Genomic DNA, 21199 nt, shown 5'->3' with positions numbered 1-21199 from the left:
CACGCGCAACGCGCTGCCCCGGTATGATTTTGTTAGGCGACCATAGCTGATGAACAAGGAAACCAACGAGATCGTTGCTGCGGGGGCGGGCGGACAGTCGCGCGGTTTGCAGCATGCGATCGCCGGGAACCTCTTCGGCGCGGCAGAAGCCAGCGCGGAGAGCACCAATCAGATCACGACGCGCGAAGCGCTTCGCGTTCTCGGCAAATGGCGTTGGCTGATCGCGGGCATCGTCGGCGCCGCGCTGATTATCGGCATTGTCTCGACCATGCTGACCAGCAAACGCTATCAGGCGACCGCCCAGGTCGAGCTGGCGTTGCAAGAAATCAATTTGGGGCCAGGTAAGGACGGCACCGGCGCCGAATCGCAGGTGATGCGCGACCCGCAGTTCATGGGCACGCAAATCGGCCTGTTGCGCAGCCGCGATCTTGCCGAGCGCGTCGCGCGCAGCTTGGACGGAGCATCGCGCGCCAAGTTCGCGCCCAATGCGGGCAACCCCGCCGCTCAGATCGCCGCTGCGACCGCCGCCATCGCGGGCGGCTTGCGAATCGACGTCGTGACCGGCAGCCGGCTCATCAACATTACGTACGAAAGCGGCGATCCAGCCTTGGCGGCGAACGTCGCCAATGCGGTGGCCGACAATTACATCGCTTCGAACCTCGAGCGGAAGTACGAATCCTCAGCCTTCGCGCGCAAATTTCTCGAACAGCGCCTGACCCAGACCAAGGCCGCGCTCGAAAAGTCGGAGCGTGATCTGGTTGAATATGCCGGCCGCGAAAAGATCGTCATGGTTGGCGGTGGCGCGGATCAGGGCGGCGGCAAGGATGGCGGTGAATCGCTCGAAGGCAGCACGCTGACCTCGCTGAACGCGGCGTTGGCGACGGCGCAGGCCGAACGCATCGCGGCGGAACAGAAGTATCGCAGCGAAGGTGCGTCCGCCGGACAATCCGCCGCGATTACCAGTCCGGCCGTGAACAGTCTGAAGAGCGAGCGCGCCAAGCTCCAGGTCGATTTTCAGGAAAAACTCGGGACATTCAAACCGGATTATCCCGAGATGGTCGCGCTGAAGACGCGAATGCGCGAGCTCGATCAACAGATCGCACGCGCCCAGGGGGAAATCACTGGTTCGGTGACCAACAGCTATGCCGGCGAATATCGCGCCGCGCTGGGGCGTGAGCAGCAATTGCGCGCGCGTGTGGCGCAATTGACCACCGGCGTGCTCGATCTGCGCAACCGCCAGATTCAGTACAACATTCTGTCGCGTGAAGTGGACACCAACCGCTCGCTCTATGACGGGCTGTTGCAGCGCTTCAAGCAAGTCAGCGTCGCAGGCGGCGTTGGCGCCAGCCAGGTTTCGATTGTCGATCGTGCGCTGGTGCCAGGTGGGCCGTTCGCACCCAATTTGCGGAACAATCTACTCGTCTCGCTGCTGATCGGGTTCATGATCGGTGCGGGTGTCGCCTTCGCGATCGAGTTTGTCGACGACACGATCAAGAATCCGGATGACGTGCGCAACCGGCTCAATCTCACCTTGCTGGGTGTGGTGCCGTCGGTCGCCAAGGGCATGACCATGCTTGAGGCACTCGACGATCCGAGCTCGGCACAATCGGAAGCGTATTTGTCGACGCGTACCGCGATCAAGTTCACGACCGCAGGCGGCGCGCCAAAATCGTTGCTCGTGACCAGCTCGCAGGCGGCCGAAGGCAAATCGAGCAGCTGTTTTGCGATTGCGCGTGGCTTCGCCCGGCTTGGCGAATCGGTTCTGCTGATCGACGCGGATATGCGGAAGCCATCCTTTTCCGTGCCGACGGGCGCGGAGGGTGCCGGCCTGTCGTCACTGCTCGCCTCGACCGATGATTTGCGTAAGCACATCACGCAAACTTCCGTCCCGAACCTGTTTCTCTTGCCGAGCGGACCGATTCCCCCAAACCCGGTCGAATTGCTCGGCGGCATGCGGCTGCGCGAAGTGCTGGCCGAAGCGGAGGGCATTTTCGACATCGTGATCTTCGATTCGCCGCCGGTGATGGGGCTGGCCGACGCGCCGATCCTGGCGTCGGTGGTCGATGCGTCGATCTTCGTGGTGCAGGCCGGTCGCATTCGTCGCCCAGCCGCCCTTCGCGCGCTGGCCCGGCTTGAGCAGGCGGGCGCGCGCGTCGTCGGTGGCGTGATTACCAAGTTTGATCTGAAGGGCGCGAGCTACGGCTACGGCTATGGCTATGGCTATGGCTACAGCTACGGTCAAAAGCAGATCAAAAGCGTTGAGGCGGGTGCCCGGCGCCAGATTTCGATCGAGAAGGAATGACGGCCAACCGCAGCCTATGGGTGCGGCGCTGTGGCGCGCTCGTTGGTGCGGTGGTGTTCATCGGGATCATCACCGTCTCGACCGAACAGGCGCGTCCGGCGGCGACCCGGCTTGGTCGCACGATCGGCATCGAGCCGGTCGAACCGCGGCTCGCGGCGATCGCCGACACGATCGCGGTTTCGCATCGTCGTCCGTCTGATGCCGACCTCGCATTTGCCAGCCACGTTGCGACGCGGCAGCCTTTGGTCGCCTTGCCCTATTACATCGCTGCGGCGACACGAGCCCCGAGCGCGGTACAAACTGCGCGCGCGCTCAACGCCCTCGCGCTGCAGCGCGACCCGCGGTTGCGCCCGGCTTGGGCGTGGCGCGTTATCGACCGGGCGCAAGCCAATGACGTCGGCACAACGACGCACGCACTGATCCGGCTTGCCGTGCTGAGTGCCGAGGCCGCGCCGATCTGGTCGGCGATCGCGCAAATCAGTGCCGACCCTGCCGCCCGCAAGGAGATCAAGGCCGAAATCGCCCGCGGCGCCATCTGGCGCGATGTGTATCTCACTACGTTGAGCGGCTCCACGGTGGATCGCGCGATCGTGTTCGAGATGCTCGAATCGGCGGGCAACCATGCGCCGGTGACGAACGTCGCACCGCCGTCCGGTACACCGGATGATCGCCGCGCTTTCCTTGCGCAGATGATTACGCAGCGCGATTATGAGCGGGCCTATCTTGCCTGGGTGCAATGGTTGCCGGCCGCATCGCAAGCGGCGGTGGGCCATGTGTTTGACGGCGATTTCAAAGGTGCGGCAGCGTTGCCGCCGTTCGCGTGGGACTTGGCGAACGGGACCGGCGGCACGACCGCGATCATCCCCGCAAACGGCCTGTCGATCGATTATTCGGGCAGCGATGGTTCGGTTCTGGTGACGCAAATGGTTCTGCTCCAGCCGGGTCGGTACCGCTTGGTGACACAGGCCACATTCCAGCCGGTTTCTAACGAAAACGGCAACGCGCCGCTCACTTGGACATTGGCGTGCGTCACCGGGAATACGCCGTTGAACGACCTTGCCGTGCCGCTCGATGGCAGCACTAAGCGCGTGGCGGGCCCACCGTTCGAGGTCGCGGCGGGATGCGATGCACAGACCTTGTCGCTGAAAGTTAATTCCGCTGATTTCGCTAAGCATTTGTCCGGCGCGATCCGCTCGGTCGCCATCGAGACGGTCAAATAATGCGCAATCAGCCCGAATCGATCATCCCTTCGCTCGATCTGACGGGATCCGCCTTGTGGCAAGCGCTTGCGGTCGGCGGGCTTCTGGCCGTCGCCGTCGCGCTTGGCGGCTCGAGCGTCGCTGGAATGACGGCGAACGCCGTGCTGCAAGTCGCTGCGGTCATCGCGATCGCCGCGACCGTCGCCCAGCCTGACCCGACGCCGCGCAGCTCCGGCGAACGGCACTTGCTGATTCTGGCCACGCTGTTCGGCGCGCTGTTCGTTGCGCAGCTGATCCCGTTGCCGCCAGCGCTCTGGAGCGCCTTGCCCGGGCGGCAGCATGTCGTAGAGGGGCTGACCGCGCTCGGTCTGCCCTTGCCGTGGATGCCGCTCTCGCTCGCGCCCGACAAGACCGTCCAATCCGGCCTGTCGCTGCCTGCACCAGTCGCGATGATCGTGATGATCGGGGCGTTCCGGCGTCCGGTCGCGCGGGCGGCGGTGCTCGCGTTGTTGATCCTGATGGTGCTGTCGGTGCTGCTCGGCGTTGCGCAGGTTGCGGGCAATGCGCAGCTCTACTTCTACACCTTCACCAATGGCAGCAGCGCGGTTGGGTTCTTCGCAAATTCCAACCATTTCGCGACATTGATGTGTTTAACGCTACCGCTCGCCGCCGGGCTTGTCGCACGCTGGCGCAGCGGATCGGACGGCGCGCAAGGCGCGTCGCGCCTGTTCGCCGCGGCAGTGTTGCTTGGCATCGTGCTGCTGGGGTTGCTCGGCGTGACGATGACCAAGTCCGTCGCGGGCGTGGGGCTCGCGCTGCTCGCGCTGGTGGGGAGCGCGGTGATCGTGCTGCCGGGTCTGCCACGCGGTTTGCGCTTGGGGTTTCTCGCTGGGGTCGTCGTCGTGCTGATCGTGGTTGCGGCCGCTGCGCTCAACAGCGGCATTGACGATCTGACGACGACCGACATCGGCGGCGGCGATCTTAGTCGCACCGAGATGTGGCGGGTGACCGCGCACGCGATCGGCGCATTCGGGCCGGCCGGGGCGGGGTTCGGCAGCTTCCCGCAACTGTTTCACCTGTTCGAAGATCCGGAGCAGGTGAACGCTGTTTTCGCCAATCACGCGCATAACGATGTACTCGAATTCGTGCTCGAAGGCGGGATTCCGGGGGTGCTGCTGCTGCTTGCCTTCCTGATCTGGTTCGTCGTGCGGGTCGCGTCGGTCTGGCTGGTCGAGCGGCGCGATCCGTTGGCGCAGGGGGCGTCGATCGCCGCGCTGATCATTCTGCTGCACAGCCTGGTCGATTATCCGCTGCGCACCGGGGCGATCGCGACGCTGTTCGGCCTGTGCCTCGCGCTGCTCGCGCGCGATCCGGCGGGCCGCTCGACCGATGGAGCGCCCGTTGCGGCGCAGCCAGGACGGCACCTCTCGGCGTGAGCGTTATCGTCCGCCGCTGATGATGGCGGTCAAGCGTTTCACGATTTGCCGCAGCCCGAAATACACCAGCGTCAGCGCGCCCGCGAGCACCAGTGGCAGCAGGGCATAGGCCGTGAAGATTGTCGCTTGCGACGCCTGCAGCGCGCGATAAATCAGCTTACGGCACAGCGTCATCAGCGGTTCATGCGCGGCAAAGACGAAGAAGCTCGCGAGCGACAGTGTGGCGAGCGTGCGCGACACACGGCTTCCGGCGCGGACCAGCCCGGTCAGAGCGAGGACGAAGACGATCCCGACCAGGATTGTGATGCAGAAGAGCAGCGACCGCCCCGTGATCGTGCGGATCGCGACGTCACTCGCCAGAAGCGTGAGATAGAGCGGTGCAAGCCAGCGCAGCCACCCGACCGGCGGGAACATCGGGCGTGCCGTCATCGCCAGCCATGCGCCGATCGTGAAGTACGTTGTCGCTTCGAGCGAGGGCACTTTGAGAAACGGCATCTGCAGCGGATCGAACAGCCACCAGACCAGCAACAGGATCGGTACCGTCGGCCCGGTTCGCTGCAGCAGCCAGTGCAGCGGCAGCGCAAACAACGCGATCACCATTAAATCGCGGATGAACCAGAATTGGTAGGCGAGCGGGAAGTGCGTGATTCCGATCAGCAAGTCGACAAAGCCGAACGGCGTCAAAGCAAGCATGCGGCCATTGTCGGCGTTGAAATATCCGGCGATGGCGGGAATACTTTGGCCAAGGGCGAACAGCGCGATGATCAGCAGGTTCCAGAATAGCAGCGGTACCAGCAATGTCCCGATCCGGCGCACCGTCTTGGTGCGATAGGCGGCGAAACTGCCACCGAACCCAACGAAATACAGATAGCCGGATATCAGGAAGAAGAGCGGGACCGCCGTGCGCGCGAATCCGTTCGACCATGCCGCCTGTAGCGTGATCAGCCACTCCGCCGGGACCACCGCGACTGTGCTGCTGCCCAGCCGCACCGGTGCCAGATAGCAATGGATATACAGCACCAGCAAGATCAGCGGGAAGCGCAACAGCTTCACGCGGTGCGATGTCGCATCGTCGAGCACTGTCAGCGGGCGCGGCCGGGCGGCGGTCATGGGCGCCCCTTGATCCGCGCTTCCATCAGAAAGACCGCGATCATCGTTTCATAGGCGGTGCTCATCAAACAATAACACAGGCCCGCCGGGCCATCGAGCAAGCCGCGCCGCCAGAAAGCGAGATAGGCAAAGCGTGCAAGCGGGCGAAGCGCGGGCGGCATGTGATTGGCGGCTTGCTTGAGCGCGCGCCGCCGGCTCGTCGCGTCGGCGGCCGGACGCTGGTCTGGCGAGGGCGCGGCGTGCAAAATCTGGTCGGCTTCGGCGCGTGCATAGCCAACATGTTTGATGAACCATTTGACCAGGCCGTGCGAGAAGGCGTGATGGTCGTACGGAACGTCGAACAGGCCGATTTGATCGGGCGGCAACGTCTCGCGCTGGCCGTGGCCATGTTGGCGAAAGGTGCACTGCGCGCGGTGGCCGATGCGGACCTGATAGCTCGGGTACATGCCGGATCGCTTGAGCCATTGGCCGAACAATAGGGTCCGCGATGGCGCGCGGTAGCCGAAAATGCCTCGCGGGGGGGTGAGCGCGGCAAGCGCCGCGCGAAACGCCGGGGTCACTTCCTCGTCGGCATCGATATGCAAGATCCACTCGTGTCGGAGTGCCACCGTTTCGAGCGCGAAATTGCGTTGTTCCGCGAAATTGACGAATGGATTTTGCACCACGCGCACGCCATGTTCGGCGCAAATTGCGATCGTTCGGTCGGTGCTGCCCGAATCGATGACGACGACATCGTCGCACCAAGCGAGCGATGTCAGGCACCGCCCGATATTGATCTCTTCGTTGAAGGTCAGGACGACGGCGCTAACCTGCATCGCGGGTTCCGTTGCCGAGTGGATGGAGCGGGTTGTGCATCCAGTCCCAGGCGGACCGGATGATCGTGTCGAGCGCGGCGTGGCGGGGCGACCAGCCGAGCAGGTCGGCGGCCAATGTCGCGTCGGCGACGAGGGCGGCGGGGTCGCCGGAGCGGCGCGGGCCCCGCACGACGGGCACCCTGCGTTCGGTCACGCGCTCGACTGTGGCAATCAGTTCGAGCACGGAATGGCCGGTGCCGGTCCCCAGATTGATCGCGGTGAACCCGTCCAATCGCTGGAGGGCCTCGACCGCGCGGACATGCGCATCGGCAAGATCGGCGACGTGCAGAAAATCCCGAACGCAGGATCCATCGGGGGTGGCGTAATCGGTCCCGAAGACCGAGAAAGCCGGGATTGTGCCGCGCGCCGCCGCTAGGATCAGCGGAATGGCATGCGTTTCCGGGTCGTGCGCCTCACCAAGCTCGCCGTCGAGATCGGCCCCGGCCGCGTTGAAATAGCGTAGCGCGATGCAGCGCATGCCGTACGCTGCGGTGGCGGCGCGCAACATCGATTCGCCCACCAGCTTGGTATCGCCGTAGGGATTGATCGGCGCTTGCGGCATGGTCTCGACGATCGGGACCGATGCGGGCGTGCCGTAGGTCGCGCACGAACTCGAAAAAATGATATCGCGCACCCCGTGCGCGACCGCCGCAGTCAGCAGGTTGCACGTACCCCCGACATTGTTGCGGTAATATTTGAGCGGGTCTTGCACCGATTCACCCACATAGGCGGAAGCCGCAAAATGGATGATCGCATCGGGGCGATGCTCGGCAAAGGCGCGGTCGAGCGCGGCGCGGTCGTTGAGATCGCCCTCGACCAGTGGCCCGAACCGTACGAAGCTGCGGTGCCCGGTCGACAGATTGTCGAACACGATCGGGTCGTGTCCACATGCCTTCAACCGCTTGCAGGTATGGCTGCCGATATAGCCGGCACCCCCGGTCACCAAGATTCTCATGCTGGCACCTCGTTCAATCCGCTCTGACCGATCGTCCGGGAGGGATTGCCCGCCACCACCGCGCCCGCAGCCACGTCCTTGGTCACCACCGCACAGGCTGCGACCACCGCGCCCGCGCCAACCGTTACACCGGGGCCGATAAAGGCGGCTGCCGCGACCCAGGCATAGGCTTCGATCTCGATCGGCGCTCCGGTCAGCGCGAAATCACCGCCGGTGATATCGTGGCTCGCGGTGCACAGATAGGCTTTCTGGCTGACGATCGCGCGACGCCGCAGCACGACGGGTGCCACATTGTAGCAATCGGATTCGTTGGCGAGGCAGCTCTCGGCTTCCATCGTCAGGTTCCACGGTGCCCAGATCCGCGCGGACGGATAGGGGTGCGCGGCCGCGCCAACCTTTGCCCCAAAGGCGCGCAGCACGACGCGGCGCCAGATATGGAGCTGGTTCGGCGTCGGACGATAGAGCAGCAGCCAGACGAACTGCCACACGGCGCGGCGCAGCTTGTTGGCGAAACTGGGTGGCGTCATGCGTTGCAGCGCCATAATGTGTCTTTCGAAGAGAGTTGCACGAAGGCCGGCACGACGTCGTTCCCGGCCAGCCAGCGGTACAGCGCGCTATAATCGTCCACCACGCGATCCCAACTGAAATCCCGCGCCACCAACGCCAGACCATTGGCCCCGATCGCCCGCAGGTCACCATCATCGGCGAGGCGTTGCGCGAGGACGCTGGCGAGCGCAGCGCTGTCGGTTTCAATCCGGATCGCGGCATTGGCGGCAAAGCCACTCGGCAGATTGCACGCTTCGGTCATGAACACCGGCAAGCCGTATGCCCACGCCTCGAGCACCGAAATCGGCAAACCTTCGCTGCGCGAGGGCAAGATGAAGGCGTGCGCTTGTGCGAAGGCATCGTGCTTCGCCTCGCCGAATACCGCTCCGGGCACAGTAATGTGATCGCTCAGGCCGAGCTCCGCCACCTGCTGTCGTGCCGCATCGATCAAACCGCCGTCATCCCATCCGGCCAGCGTCAGGCGCCAGCGCGTGCCGATCTCGGGGGCACGGTCGAGCATTTGCCGCCACGCCGCAATCAGTTCCTGCACGCCCTTCTTTGGGTGCAGGCGCGCGAGGAACAGCATCGTGCGACGCCGGTCCGCCGACCAGTCGCGCGTCGCGACGACGCTTTCCTCGGGCAGGTCGACCCCGTTCGGAATGACCGCGATCGGCACATCGATCCCGTAGGCGCGGACCGCCGCCGCCTCCGCCGTGTTCAGGGCATGGATTGCGGCAGCGCTGCGCAGCGCACGCCGTTCGTAGAGCGCCGCGACGATCCGCTTCTTGGTCGGGGAAAACACCAGAGCACCGGGGTCGAGCATCCCGTGCGGTGAGATTACCAGCGGGCGCTGCGTCCGTTTTTGCCAGTGCAGGCCGGCGAGCGACGCGAAATTCCAGATCCCGTGGACATGCAGCACTTCGAGCGCGGCGCGGTCGAGCGCTTGAATCAGCGGAAGGCTGACCTTGAACCCGCGCGGCCCGAATCCGTCAAAGGCGGCAAGATGCGAGATGCGCCATGCCGCGCGGTCGTCCGCGAAGTTCGCGTCGCGCAGACCGAAGACCGATTGCGCAATCCCCCGCGCCTCGAGCCGATTGGCGACGTCGCGAAGCGCGAAGAACAGGCCGCCTGCCGCGGTCGACAGGCTCGCGGTCAGCACGCCGACCTTGGGGTTGCGCGGCGTCACCGCTTATCGCCGCCGCGCAACCAGATTGAGCATCGCGCGGTCCATCCCGTTTGGACCGGCCGGCGCGGCGACCGCGGCACGCACCGCCTCCGCCATGCCGCTGCCGAAGCGTGCCGGACCCCACGCATCGACGCGCGCACGCCCGTGCGCGGCAAAGGCCGCACTCTCGTCCGTCGCGGTCAGCCGCGTCAGTACCCGCGTGATCGCCGCCGTATCGAACGGGTCGAACAGCAGACCGGTTACGCCGTCCTCGACCAACACTTCGGCACAGCCGCAGCGATTGGAAATCGCGACAGGCAAGCCGCTTGCCATCGCTTCGTTAACGACCAGCCCCCATTGTTCGGTGGTCGAGGCGTGGACGAACGCGCCTGCGGTCCCGTAAAAACGCGGGAGTTCGTCGATCTGGCGGAACCCCGGCATCAGCACATGGCGCTCCAGCCTAAGCGCCTTCCGCTGTGTCTCCAGCGCCGCGCGGAGCGCGCCATCGCCAAGCAGCACCAGCGGCCAATCCGCCGGATCGTCGCTGCGCCCGCGGCGGAACGCGGCATAGGCATCAAGCAAGCGCGCCAAATTCTTCTTTTCGATGAAGCGGTTCGAGGTGAGGAAATACCGTCCATGAGGCGTCTCGGGCAATCCTTCGGGCATCGTGGCATTTGCCGATGTGCTTGCGAAATAGGCGTTGTCGACAGCATTATAGCCACGGAAGATCGCGTCTGCGTTCAGCCCGAGATCGACGAGATAGCGCGCTTGTGAATCACTCGTCACCAGCCCGGCACTGTAATGCGCCACGATCCGGCGCTTGACCCATTCCGCGATCGGCTTGCGCGCGAAGTCCCAGCCATTGGTTTCGGACATCAGGATCGCCGGGACCTTGCGCTGCCGCGCCCAGATCAGCGCAGCGAAGGCCGCGCGCGACGACCAGCCCGGCAGCGCGATTGCAGCGGGGGCGAGCGGCGTGAGCTTGCTGTCGAGTTCGGCGACAATCTCGCGAAGCGTTCCCGCGCCCGCTAACGGCAGATAGTGCAGCGGGGCAGGGACCACAGGCTTGTCCCAGCCATATTCGGTCCCGCGCGGTGTCGCCTCGATCGCCACGACGTCGAGCGGCGCCGCCGCACCGAGCATCCGCGCGATATGATACGGCCCAAAATTATCAAACAGGATGGCGACGCGCGGTGCCATCACAAAAGCTCTGCCAAATGGTCGTACAGCGTCGTCGTCGCGGCGCGCCACGTGAACCGGGCGCTCCGTTCGGTTCCGCGCGTCGTCAGCGATGTGCGTAGCACCGAGTCGGCCAACAGCGCGTCGATCAGCGCAACATGCGCGTTAGGATCGTCGATATCTGCATATAACGCAGCGTCGCCGCCTATTTCGGGCAAGGACGAGGCATTGCCTGCTACGACTGGCGTGCCGCACGCCATCGCCTCGATGACCGGTATGCCGAAACCCTCATAGCGTGACGGGAACCAGACGATGTCTGCCGCACGATAGAGCGCGCGCAGAACTGTGTCGTCGACGAATCCCAGCCGCTTGATCGACGGCTGCGTGTCCGCAGCGGCGCTATACCGATCCTCCGAATTACTCGTGACCAGCAATTGAAGATCGGGATGCTGCCGCGACAGGATCGGCCACGCCGCCAGGATCAGATCGGCATTCTTCCGGTACGAAAGGCCACCGGGAACAAGGACGAAGCGCCGGCGGTCGGGATTGTGTAGCGCGACGAGCGCGTGGTCATTCGCGCCCGCAGTTCGGAAAAAATCGGACACGCCGTTGTGGGCAACGCGGATGCGGGGGGCCATTTCGGGGAAAAAATGCGCCAGACGTGACGCCGAAAAGGTCGAAACGGTATGGATCATGTCGACGTGTCGCGCGATTTTCCGATGCAACAGTGCAAACTTCGCCCTTTGCCAGGCAACGGCCGCTGTCTTGGGGTGACCATCGCGCTCGAAATAAGCGGTATCATGGATGGTGACGCTGCTCCGCGCGCGGCGCACCGGGACATAGGCCTCGCTCGGGGAATAGACGATCTCGGCATCGGGCCACCACGATTCGGCGGTCGGTCGGTCGGTCAGCAACCAGCGCAACTGCTGTCGCGACACGCTGGTCTTGAAGCTATGGGCAGGAAAAGCGCGCCAGGTGTCATCGAGCTGCGGTACGACATTTGCAACATCGGCCTGACGCGCCAGGATCTCGACCCTTGCCAGATCGCCCAACCCGCGCACCATTTCGTCGATCACCCGACCAACGCCGGTCGGAGCGATCAGGCGGTGGAGATGAACATAAGCAAGCAGCTTCATGGGCGCGATTCAGAAGGCATCGCGAATCGCGCCGATGAAGCGCGTTTCCCATGCCGCCAAAGAATAATGCTCGGCCTCGCGGACAACGCTCTGCGCCATGCGATCGCGCAAGCCGCGGTTGTCGCAGATGCGCACAACGGCATCGGCGATCGCGTTCGGATCTCGCGGTGGAACGACGATGCCACTTTCTCCGTCGCTGAAATCGACGCCGCCGGCCCGCGTCCCGACGATCGGTAAACCGCTCGCCATTGCCTCGAGGACTGATCCGGCCGCGCCCTCGGCCAGCGATGGAAACAGAAACAAGTCGGCGCGCCCAAACTCTCGCATCAAATCCGCTTTGCCGAGATGGCCGAGCACTTCAATGTTTGGTGCCGATAGCTTCGCTCGCATCGTCGCGGTGGCGCCGCCGGCCATGACGAACCGAATATGCGGGTGGCTGTCACGCAACATGTCGGCGGCGGCCCGGATGTATTGCACGCCTTTGCGCAGATGGAGCGAGCCGCAGAAGAGCACACGGCCGGGCTCCGGCGTTCCACCCGCATTACTCAGGCTAGCGCCGTAAGGAACCAGGCGACATTTCTGAGCATATTGCGCGCCGTACGTCGCGACATCGTCCATCACTGCCTGTGAAGGACAGAAAAGCAGGTCGGATTGCTCGAACATCGCGCGGGAATGCGTTTCATAGTGCTCGGCCAGGGCCTGCGGCGTTGCAACCTCGCCCCAATCAGGAAAGGCGGCGGCCTCGGCATCGTTCACGCGAAACGCGCTGGGCACAATGAAGACGTCGGAAATGATCGGCTTGCGCGGCGCGCGTCGGCGAATGTCTGCACCACCGGTGAAGTATTGGAGGTAGGAGCCGTCGCTCTGCGCGAGGTCCTGTGCGCTCGGGCGCCGCAAGTCGCGGTCGCCCAGCCGCGGCAGCGTGACACTCATTCCGGACCGGATCATCGCGGCGGGTAGCGCGTCGGTGGTGCGGCGGTTGAGTTTGGCGTGGAGCGACCGCGGCATCGGCAACTTTAATATTCCGCGCAGCGGATCTCCTGACCCCATCGCAAAGTCGGTATAGACGCGTTGCAACATGTCGTGCCGGTACAAAAACCGGCCGAAAGCATAATTGTGCCGAGCGCCAGACTGAGCGAGCAGGACGCGTGGCACGTGTTTCGCTCCCTGTGTTCGGTGTCGTCGGCCGCGCCTCACCATCGCGGCGCGCCTGGACCCGTCAGCGCTTCTATTGAGGAAAGAGAGCCCCCGCAACCGGACTTTTTTGCAGTGCATCAATGCGATCGTCCCAAGTTTCGAGGTGCGGGACGCGTCCTTTGCACAGCGCGGTCAGTGCTCGGGCTACCAGGTCCGGTACTGTCTGAACCTCGCCGGTCAACACGTCGTCGCGCTGTGTGATCTGGTCGCAATGCAGCGTCGCAATGATCGGCTGGCCGATCGCGAGATGATCGTACAACCGCATAGGCGAACAGAATCGGTTGAACTCGGTTGCGGCATAAGGGATCACCGCGACGTCGAACGCAGCCATCCATTGCGGCATCTCGCTATGCGGCTGCGCGCCCGTAAAGCGCACCTTTGAGAGCGTACGAAGCCTTTCCAGCGCGGGATCGCCTTCCAACTCCGCCTCGATCGGCCCGACCAAAACGAGCGTACCGACCTGCTCATCCGCGGCAATCGCTTCGAGGAAGGTAAAATCAATCCGGCGATTGAAAATTCCGGCAGTGCCGAATACCGGTCCGGGTAACCCGGCCAGCGTAAAGGGCTGATCGCAAGGTTGCGCAAAGCGTGGCTCGGTCGCGTTGGGCGAAACCCACGTCTTGGCGGGATCAAGCCGATATTCTAAAATCGCCCGCTGCCGTAACGCTTCGCTCACGAATATTGAGAGAGCCGCCATTCGACAGATCGTAGCTTCGGCCTTGGCCATCCGTGCGGCGTTCCAGCCAGCGTAGGAGCGGTAATCGTCCGAACAATAATAGACAATCTTCGTGTGTGGTGCGGCTCGTTGGACGAGCCGAAGGTAGTGCGGTGTCGTGACGACGATGGCGCTGGAGGTTTCGCGCGGAAAGCCAACCATGCCCCTCACCCGGTGTAAAAGCCGCGGCATCGCGAGCCACGCCAGGATCCCGGCCCAGCCGCGGATCAAGCGGACCGGTATGATCTCGCCATTCTGATCGGGTACCGAGGGTGTGCCAGAGAAGGGCGCGATCAACGACACATCGTCAACGCGCCGCTTCAGCGCATCGCCGAATTTCCGTCGCCAGATCGTATTGACGTCAAAAAAAACGATCATGCCTCAGCACCTGGCACGGTTCAGGAAAGGCGCTGCCGGGCATATGGCACCAGAGGCTGTCCCCCTTTGCCCGGGACCTTGCGCTGCGCGTATCGAAACACCACGAAAGTCGACCCGATAATCAAAGGGAGAATACCAATGAAAATACTCGTTGACTCGGTAAAAACCTTCAAACCTACGGCAAGGAGAAGCATATAATAAAACTGCGACACAATGTCACCGGACCGGGCATTTTTCCAAAGTATTCCCATACAATATGAAATTGCGAAAAATATCAGGCATCCAAAATAATGAAATGATTGAAAAGAGTCGGAAAATCCGGTGCGCGTTGCACCATTTGCAAAGTATCTACTGTATCGTTCAGAGTCTGCGTCGTCAGCTCTCATTGCATTCTTAAAATCTCTGCCAAAAATGAAGGCCGGAACATAAAGCTGTACGATAGTATTGTAATAAGGCGATAGTAATTTGTAATCATTTGACCAAGAGGCGATAGCAATATCTGATACACCACTTGCCATCTCATCGTATCTTTTGAGGTTGGTGTCGGCGCTTTGCTGATCGCTGGCGGCAACTGCCTGAATGAGATTGGAATCCTTCTGCGAGATATATCCGCGAATTTCGCCGGCTTGATTGACCAAAATTCCGCCAAACAAGACTAGGGGTACTAAAATCAGTCGACTGACGGATCTTCCCTTTACGAAAAAAAATCCCAACAAAATGATTGACGCGACCGTAAAACTTAATTCGCGGCGCGCGCCAAATAAGATCGTCGGAACGGTAAATGCCAAACCAAATACCGCAATCGTCAAACATCTGAGACTGGAAGTGTATAGGTACAACAGCCACGATAGACATGCGCCATAAATCAGAAGAATTGAGATCATTGCGTAAAAGGCAATCGCGCCTGTCCACGCTTCATTGGCGGCCATCGTTGCCGCCTCGCGTGAAATCATGATCATTGCAAAGCCGCCGATGGCAACGAGCGCCACCGAACCAATGAACAATTTATTCAAATCATATTTTTCGCTCAGCGCTTCGAGCGTGTTGCGATTGACGGCGGGCGTTCGGGCGCCGCCTGCCACGAAGCCAATGACTGTCATCAGGACGCACAGGATCATGTAGCCCCAAGTCAACGTCGGCTCGAAATCGTTCAACTCCCCGACGGATTCGATCCGCCATGCTTGCGGTATCAGGAAAAACCACATCAGCATCGCAGCCGCGATCGGATATCCGAACAGCATTGACGGACGGACGATCGCAAACAGTGCAAGCACTCCGATCAGCCCGGTGAGGATAGTGAGTTCGACGGACATACGGCACCAATCTCGAAGGTTAGGTCGATCTACCGAAAATTCGCCGCCACCGCGAGCGCTAGTTTTGGCGCATCCCGGCCAAATCGGCATCGACCATCAGCCGTGCTAGCGCGGCAACATCGGTCTGTGCGCGCCATCCGATCGCTGCCGCCGCGCGGCTCGCATTGCCGACCAAAGCGGCGGCATCGGCTGGACGCAGGAAGCGTTCGTCCACTTCGACATGCTCCTGCCAGTCGAGCCCGACATGCGCGAAGGCGTGCGCCAAAAATGCTCCGACCGAGGTCGACACCCCGGTCGCGAGGACAAGATCTTGCGCGGTCGGCGCATTCATCATCCGCCACATCGCCTCGACATATTCGGGCGCATAGCCCCAGTCGCGCGTCGCCGAAATCGCGCCCAATTGTAGCTTCGGTCCGCCCTCGCTTGCGATACGCGCAGCGGCCTTGGTGATCTTGCGCGTCACGAAGCTCTCGCCGCGCCTTGGCGATTCGTGATTGTAGCAAATCGCGTTGACGCAAAAGAGCCCGAACGCCTGCCGATAGACGCGCACCATATCGACCGCGAACGCCTTGGCGACGCCGTACGGCGTGATCGGGCGGAACGGCGTATCCTCGTCCTGCGGGCTGTGCGCGGCATTGCCGAACAATTCGCTCGATCCGACATTCAGAAAGCGCGGCGGGGTCGGCAGGTCGCGCACGATTTCAAGGATCTGCAGCGTCCCCATCGCGGTGAATTGGCACGTCGATTCGGGGATTTCGAAGCTCAAGCCAACATGGCTTTGCCCGGCAAGGTGATAGAGTTCGGATGGCTGGATCGACAGCAACAGCCGGCGCAGCGTTGTCACATCGTCGAGATCGCAATAGTGCAGGAACAGGCGCTGATTATAGACCGCAACATCGCCGGTCAGATGATCGAGGCGTGGCCGCTGGATCAGACTCGCGCGACGGACGATGCCGTGCACCTCATAGCCCTTTTGCAGGAGCAATTCGGCCAGATACGAGCCATCCTGGCCGGTAATGCCGGTGATGACGGCCTTGGTCATACGCGTGTCTCCCCGACCAGATCGAGCAGGAATGCCTCCCACCGATCGCACAAAGCCTTGTACGAGAAATGTTCGAGATAGTGGCGCTGCAATCGCTTATGGTCGATTTCGCCGGCATAAAGTGCGTCCGCCAGCGTTCGCAACGCAGGCACGAATTCAGCGAGCGCGCCGCTGGTGACGCGGCAATCCAGATTGTCATAATCGGCAATGCCGCCCATCCCATTGGCGACAAAGGGTACCCCGCACGCCATCGCCTCGAGCAGGACGAGCGGCGCGCCTTCGGCGCCATAGGTCGGCAGCACCTCAAGATCGTAGGTTTGCAGCAATGCCGCATAATCCGCACCGCCCGGAAAGCGCCCGAGTAAGCGGATCCGGTCGACCAGCCCGCGCGCCGCGATCATCGCGCGAAGCTCTACGTCTTGCGGCCCGCTGCCCCAGATGTCGAGCGAGGCGATGTCCTGTCCGACGGTATCCCAGCGCTCGATCAGCCATCCAAGCCCCTTGTGTGGGGCAAGCCGCCCGAAATAGCACGCCTTCAGTATGCCGGGCGCTGGCGCGGGCTTCGGCTGCAGTGTCAGATCGGCGACAAGTTCGAGCGGATCGGACAACGCCGGGATCGTGACGCTCGGACCAGCCCAGCCGAAGCTTTGCCGAAACAGCGCCTCGACCGGTCGCCCTTGGCCGACCACCACGTCATAACCGCGATGGACCAGCATGCGCGGGTCGATCCGCCCGTTGCGTGCGCCGCTCATCACCTCAAAAAATACGCGCTTGCCGATCCGGCGGTTGAGCAGCGGCCCCAGCATCGATTTCCAACCGGTACCGACCACCACCGCGCAATCGAACGCCTCGGGCGTGCCGGTCGGGTATCCGCGCAGGATTTGGCCGATTCGCGCGACATTGACGACGCGGATATCGGATTCCTCGGGCAAATCGTAGGGCTCGGTACCGATCGGCCCCGGCGTCGCCACGGTGACGTCATGCCCGCGCGCGGCCAGGCCACGGCCGAGCCACAGCGTATGGTTCTTCACCCCGCCTTCGCTGTGAAGATAGCCGACCAGCAACAGCTTCATGATGCGACCGCGGCTCCACCGGCGCGACCTACGCCGGTAAACAGGTCGAGATAGGTTTGCAGGATGTCGTGCGCGCGATAGGCGCGCCGATAATCGGCGGCAACCGCTTCGGGCGTCCATCGACCATCGCGCCACTCGGCGATCGTACGCTGCACGATCGTTGCGGCAGCGGGCGCGTCTTCGAGCGGGAGGATCGCGCCAAAATGCCCGCGTGCGAGCATCTGCGGGATCGCGCCGACGCCCGAGGCGAGGAACGCGCGTCCGCGGCTCAACACCTCGAGCGCGACAAGGCACTGCCCCTCACTGGTCGAGGGGTTGAGAAAAATATCGCAGGCATCGATCGCGCCGGGCACCTCCGCGCGGGGGACCGCGCCGTGGAAGATGACGGGCAAGCCCCGCGTTGCGACTTCGGCGCGCAGTCCCGTATCATCCTCGCCTTCGCCAAACATGTGCAGCTCGATCGCGTTCTTGGCCAGCTCCGCGATGATGTCGAGTAAATAGAACAGGTTCTTCTGCGAGACGAACCGGCCGAGAAAACCGAGCCGGCAGATCCGGTCGGCTGGCGGATCGAACGCTGGTGTCTCAGGGGCCAGCGGCGGTAGATACGGCACTTCGACGATCCGCCCGGAAAAGCCCATCGCGCGCAGGTCGGCGGTAAAGTCGGCACTCTGCACGATCATCGTGTCGACGCTTTCCGTGACGAAAGCGGGCAGGCCGGCGGGCCACATTTCGGACGGACGATAGGCCGTGATGTATTGCACCTCTGCTGGCCGTCCGCGGTTGCGCCCGCCAATCGCGAGCATCCGCCGCAGCACCGCAGGCGGCGGAAACTTGCCCAGCACGATTGTGTCGACATCGGTCAGTTTCGCGCCGTGGCGCAAAAACAGGGCACGGTCGGGCCAACCGAAGCGAGATCCGCGCCGGAGAGAGCTGCGGTGAACGCGAACGCCGCTGCGCGCGATCGTCCGCAACTGCGGCAAATCGTCCGCCCAGGCGAACAGCGAAAGGTCGAGCGGCTGCCCGGCAAGTGCAACCGCGATGTCCTCGAAACACGCCTCGATCCCGCCGATCGCTTCGAAGCCGCCGACGTATAACGCCACGGCTGGGACCATGATCGGCTGCCGCGCCATTAACGGGTTTTTCCGACGATCCGTGACCGGCCTGTCCAGATCCGACTGGCAATCTGGGACAGTTCATCCGGCCGGGTCCACAGGCTGACACCGATGGAAAGCACCATTACCGCCACGCCCAGCACGATCGATGGTGTGGTGAACGCGGCCCAGCCATGCGCCGCAAACAGCAGCGCGGCCGCGACGGGCATCGCGTTTGCCGCTACAATCCGAAGATCCGCTCCCCGGATCTTGGCGAGCCATAGACGTGCCAGCAATATTAAAATGTTGCGGGCAAGATAGGCCGCAGCCACGCCGCTGGCACCTGCTAGCCACGTCCCCAGTGCCAGCATGCCGAGATAGGGTAACACGATGCCTAGCGCGATCAGGAAATTGGCGCGCGCATCGCCGCGCGCATTCAACTGGTAGAAATAAATGGCCGACACGCCCTCAATCCACAACGCCGCTGCCAAAAACTCCATGCAAAGCGATGCCTGCTCGGAGAAATCGACCGAGATCCAATAGCGCAACAACGGCGACGCCAGGGCGATCACAACGACATAGCCCGGCGTGAGCAGCAGAATGAAGCGGGTGATTTTGGACAGGAGCGCCTTGCCCGCGTCTTCATCGGCGCCGACCATGTTGGGAAACATCGTCGACAAAAGGTTCAACGGGATGATCATCGCCCGCGATGTGATCGACAGGGGAATGCTGTAAACCGGGATCTGTACCGCGCCGCCAAGCGTACCCAATATCAATCGGTCGGCCGAGGACACGATTGTCTCGACGAATGTGCCGAGCGTGACCCAACTGCCATAACGGGTCATCAGGCGGAGCTGCGTAAGCGAAACGCGCGGCAAGCGGTAGTTAAACATCCGCGCCGAGCATAACGCCATGCCCCCAGCGAGCAGACTAATCCTTGCGGCGAACGTCGCATATAATAATGCCGAAATTTCATTGGAAACATAAAGGGCTGTCACCACCGGCAACAGGATCGTGAACGCCGTTTCTATTGAAGAAAAGCCGGCAAGCGTCAAAAACGCCCTTCTGCCATTCCATGTACCACGGATATTCGCGGTCAGAATTGTGCAAAGCCCGATACCGACCAACGGGGTTATGGCACCGCGTAATTCGATCCGGGCGGACGCACTCAGATGCATCACATTCGCCAGACCGATTGGTAACAATCCGAAGATCAAGACACTGGCAATCAAGCCAAGCGGTGCGCTGAGCGCCATTGCCGACCAATAGGCATCGGATTGCGCCGCGATCTTCCCGTTCAGCGTGCCCGCGATATGGTAAGTAAGTGCCGGACCCATACCGAAATTGAACGTCGATATATACATCGACAGCGACAGGATAACGGCAACGATACCATAGCGTTCAGGCCCGATCGCGCGCAGATAGACCGGCGTCAAAAGCGCAAACAGCAAGAGGCCCAGGAGATTGCCTCCTAAGCTTATCCAGAAACTGCGCCCGGCGGACATCAGTCGCGCAACCGACCAAGGATAAACGCTTTCAAGGGACTCATTTAGCGCACGTTGCGGAAATAATCGATCGTGTGCTTCAGGCCCTCGCGCAGCGGCACGTTCGGTTCCCAATTGTTCAGAAACTGCTTGGCCTTGGAAATGTCGGGCTTGCGCTGGGTCGGGTCGTCCTGCGGCAGGGGCAGATAGACCAGCTCCGACTTCGAACCGGTCAGCGACAGCACTTCCTGCGCCAGCTCGATCATCGTGAATTCGACCGGATTGCCGATGTTGATCGGTCCGGTCACGTCGGGCCCGGTGTCCATCAGGCGCAGGAAACCTTCGACCAGATCATCGACATAGCAGAATGAACGCGTCTGCTTGCCCTCGCCGTAAATCGTGATCGGATCGCCCTTGAGCGCCTGGACGATGAAGTTGGAGACGACGCGCCCGTCGGCCGGGTGCATGCGCGGGCCATAGGTGTTGAAGATCCGCGCAACCTTGATCTCGACCTTGTGCTGGCGGTGATAGTCGAAGAACAGCGTCTCGGCGCAGCGCTTGCCCTCGTCATAGCAGGAGCGGATCCCGATCGGGTTGACGTTGCCCCAATAGCTTTCGGGCTGGGGATGGACGCTGGGGTCGCCATACACTTCGCTGGTCGACGCTTGGAAAATCTTCGCCTTCACGCGCTTGGCGAGGCCGAGCATGTTGATCGCGCCGATCACGCTGGTTTTGGTCGTTTGCACCGGATCGTGCTGATAATGCACCGGCGAGGCGGGGCAAGCGAGGTTGTAGATTTCGTCGATCTCGACATAAAGCGGGAAGCACACGTCGTGGCGCATGAATTCGAGGCGCGAATGGTTGTGCAGATGTTCGATGTTGCGCTTGGCACCGGTGAACAGATTGTCGACGCACAGCACTTCATGGCCCTGTTCGAGCAAGCGGTCGATCAGATGCGATCCGACGAACCCGGCGCCGCCGGTGACGAGGATGCGCTTCCTGCTTTCGTAAAGACGTGCCACGT

At 62.5% G+C, this 21199-nt stretch carries 18 protein-coding genes; 3 read left to right on the top strand and 15 right to left on the bottom strand.

Features of this window, described 5'->3' with window-relative positions:
• The first annotated feature begins 49 nt into the window (after positions 1–49).
• From IEV62_RS00315 to IEV62_RS00305, 3 genes are read left to right on the top strand one after another with little or no spacing between them, the layout of a single operon-like run.
• Positions 50–2302 (top strand): GumC family protein, encoded by a 2253-nt coding sequence (locus IEV62_RS00315; protein WP_188444781.1) that lies wholly within the window; start codon positions 50–52, stop codon positions 2300–2302.
• The gene (locus IEV62_RS00310; RefSeq protein WP_188444780.1) at positions 2299–3522 is read left to right on the top strand and encodes a hypothetical protein; all 1224 of its coding nucleotides are present in this window, start codon (positions 2299–2301) and stop codon (positions 3520–3522) included. Before IEV62_RS00315 ends, IEV62_RS00310 begins: the two co-directional genes overlap by 4 nt.
• A complete protein-coding gene (locus IEV62_RS00305) occupies positions 3522–4937 on the top strand; it encodes an O-antigen ligase family protein (RefSeq protein ID WP_188444779.1) in 1416 nt (471 codons plus the stop codon). Before IEV62_RS00310 ends, IEV62_RS00305 begins: the two co-directional genes overlap by 1 nt.
• Positions 4938–4940: 3 nt before the next feature.
• On the opposite strand, the gene IEV62_RS00300 is transcribed toward IEV62_RS00305, so the two are convergent.
• From IEV62_RS00300 to IEV62_RS00230, 15 genes are all read right to left on the bottom strand, one after another.
• Complete coding sequence (locus tag IEV62_RS00300; protein ID WP_188444778.1) at positions 4941–6047, bottom strand: acyltransferase family protein; 1107 nt, start codon at positions 6045–6047, stop codon at positions 4941–4943.
• Complete coding sequence (locus IEV62_RS00295) at positions 6044–6862, bottom strand: glycosyltransferase family 2 protein (RefSeq protein WP_188444777.1); 819 nt, start codon at positions 6860–6862, stop codon at positions 6044–6046. The genes IEV62_RS00300 and IEV62_RS00295 overlap by 4 nt, the downstream gene beginning before the upstream one ends.
• A complete protein-coding gene (gene galE, locus IEV62_RS00290) occupies positions 6852–7856 on the bottom strand; it encodes a UDP-glucose 4-epimerase GalE (RefSeq protein ID WP_188444776.1) in 1005 nt (334 codons plus the stop codon). The genes IEV62_RS00295 and galE overlap by 11 nt, the downstream gene beginning before the upstream one ends.
• On the bottom strand, positions 7853–8383 hold the full coding sequence (locus IEV62_RS00285; RefSeq protein WP_229732728.1) for an LbetaH domain-containing protein: 531 nt from the start codon (positions 8381–8383) through the stop codon (positions 7853–7855). Before IEV62_RS00285 ends, galE begins: the two co-directional genes overlap by 4 nt.
• A complete protein-coding gene (locus tag IEV62_RS00280; RefSeq protein WP_188444775.1) occupies positions 8380–9588 on the bottom strand; it encodes a glycosyltransferase in 1209 nt (402 codons plus the stop codon). The genes IEV62_RS00285 and IEV62_RS00280 overlap by 4 nt, the downstream gene beginning before the upstream one ends.
• A 3-nt stretch (positions 9589–9591) precedes the next feature.
• Complete coding sequence (locus tag IEV62_RS00275) at positions 9592–10767, bottom strand: glycosyltransferase family 4 protein (RefSeq protein WP_188444774.1); 1176 nt, start codon at positions 10765–10767, stop codon at positions 9592–9594.
• The gene (locus IEV62_RS00270; protein WP_188444773.1) at positions 10767–11882 is read right to left on the bottom strand and encodes a glycosyltransferase family 4 protein; all 1116 of its coding nucleotides are present in this window, start codon (positions 11880–11882) and stop codon (positions 10767–10769) included. The genes IEV62_RS00275 and IEV62_RS00270 overlap by 1 nt, the downstream gene beginning before the upstream one ends.
• 9 nt (positions 11883–11891) lie before the next feature.
• Entirely contained in the window at positions 11892–12830 is a 939-nt protein-coding gene (locus IEV62_RS00265) for a glycosyltransferase family 4 protein (protein WP_188444772.1), read from the bottom strand.
• Between the two features lie 280 nt (positions 12831–13110).
• Entirely contained in the window at positions 13111–14172 is a 1062-nt protein-coding gene (locus IEV62_RS00260) for a glycosyltransferase (protein ID WP_373868526.1), read from the bottom strand.
• A gap of 20 nt (positions 14173–14192) precedes the next feature.
• Positions 14193–15485, bottom strand: a complete 1293-nt coding sequence (locus IEV62_RS00255; RefSeq protein ID WP_188444770.1) for a hypothetical protein — start codon at positions 15483–15485, stop codon at positions 14193–14195.
• Positions 15486–15543: 58 nt separating this feature from the next.
• Positions 15544–16527 (bottom strand): GDP-mannose 4,6-dehydratase, encoded by a 984-nt coding sequence (locus IEV62_RS00250; protein ID WP_188444769.1) that lies wholly within the window; start codon positions 16525–16527, stop codon positions 15544–15546.
• Complete coding sequence (locus IEV62_RS00245) at positions 16524–17600, bottom strand: glycosyltransferase family 4 protein (RefSeq protein ID WP_188444768.1); 1077 nt, start codon at positions 17598–17600, stop codon at positions 16524–16526. Before IEV62_RS00245 ends, IEV62_RS00250 begins: the two co-directional genes overlap by 4 nt.
• On the bottom strand, positions 17597–18730 hold the full coding sequence (locus IEV62_RS00240; RefSeq protein ID WP_188444767.1) for a glycosyltransferase: 1134 nt from the start codon (positions 18728–18730) through the stop codon (positions 17597–17599). Before IEV62_RS00240 ends, IEV62_RS00245 begins: the two co-directional genes overlap by 4 nt.
• Positions 18730–20196, bottom strand: a complete 1467-nt coding sequence (locus IEV62_RS00235) for an oligosaccharide flippase family protein (RefSeq protein ID WP_188444766.1) — start codon at positions 20194–20196, stop codon at positions 18730–18732. Before IEV62_RS00235 ends, IEV62_RS00240 begins: the two co-directional genes overlap by 1 nt.
• Positions 20197–20240: 44 nt before the next feature.
• On the bottom strand, positions 20241–21197 hold the full coding sequence (locus IEV62_RS00230) for a UDP-glucuronic acid decarboxylase family protein (protein WP_188444765.1): 957 nt from the start codon (positions 21195–21197) through the stop codon (positions 20241–20243).
• Positions 21198–21199: the final 2 nt, after the last annotated feature.

It is taken from the genome of Sphingomonas psychrolutea, from assembly GCF_014636175.1.
Taxonomy (GTDB): Bacteria; Pseudomonadota; Alphaproteobacteria; order Sphingomonadales; family Sphingomonadaceae; genus Sphingomonas; species Sphingomonas psychrolutea.
This window is presented reverse-complemented; position numbering and strand designations above follow the sequence as displayed.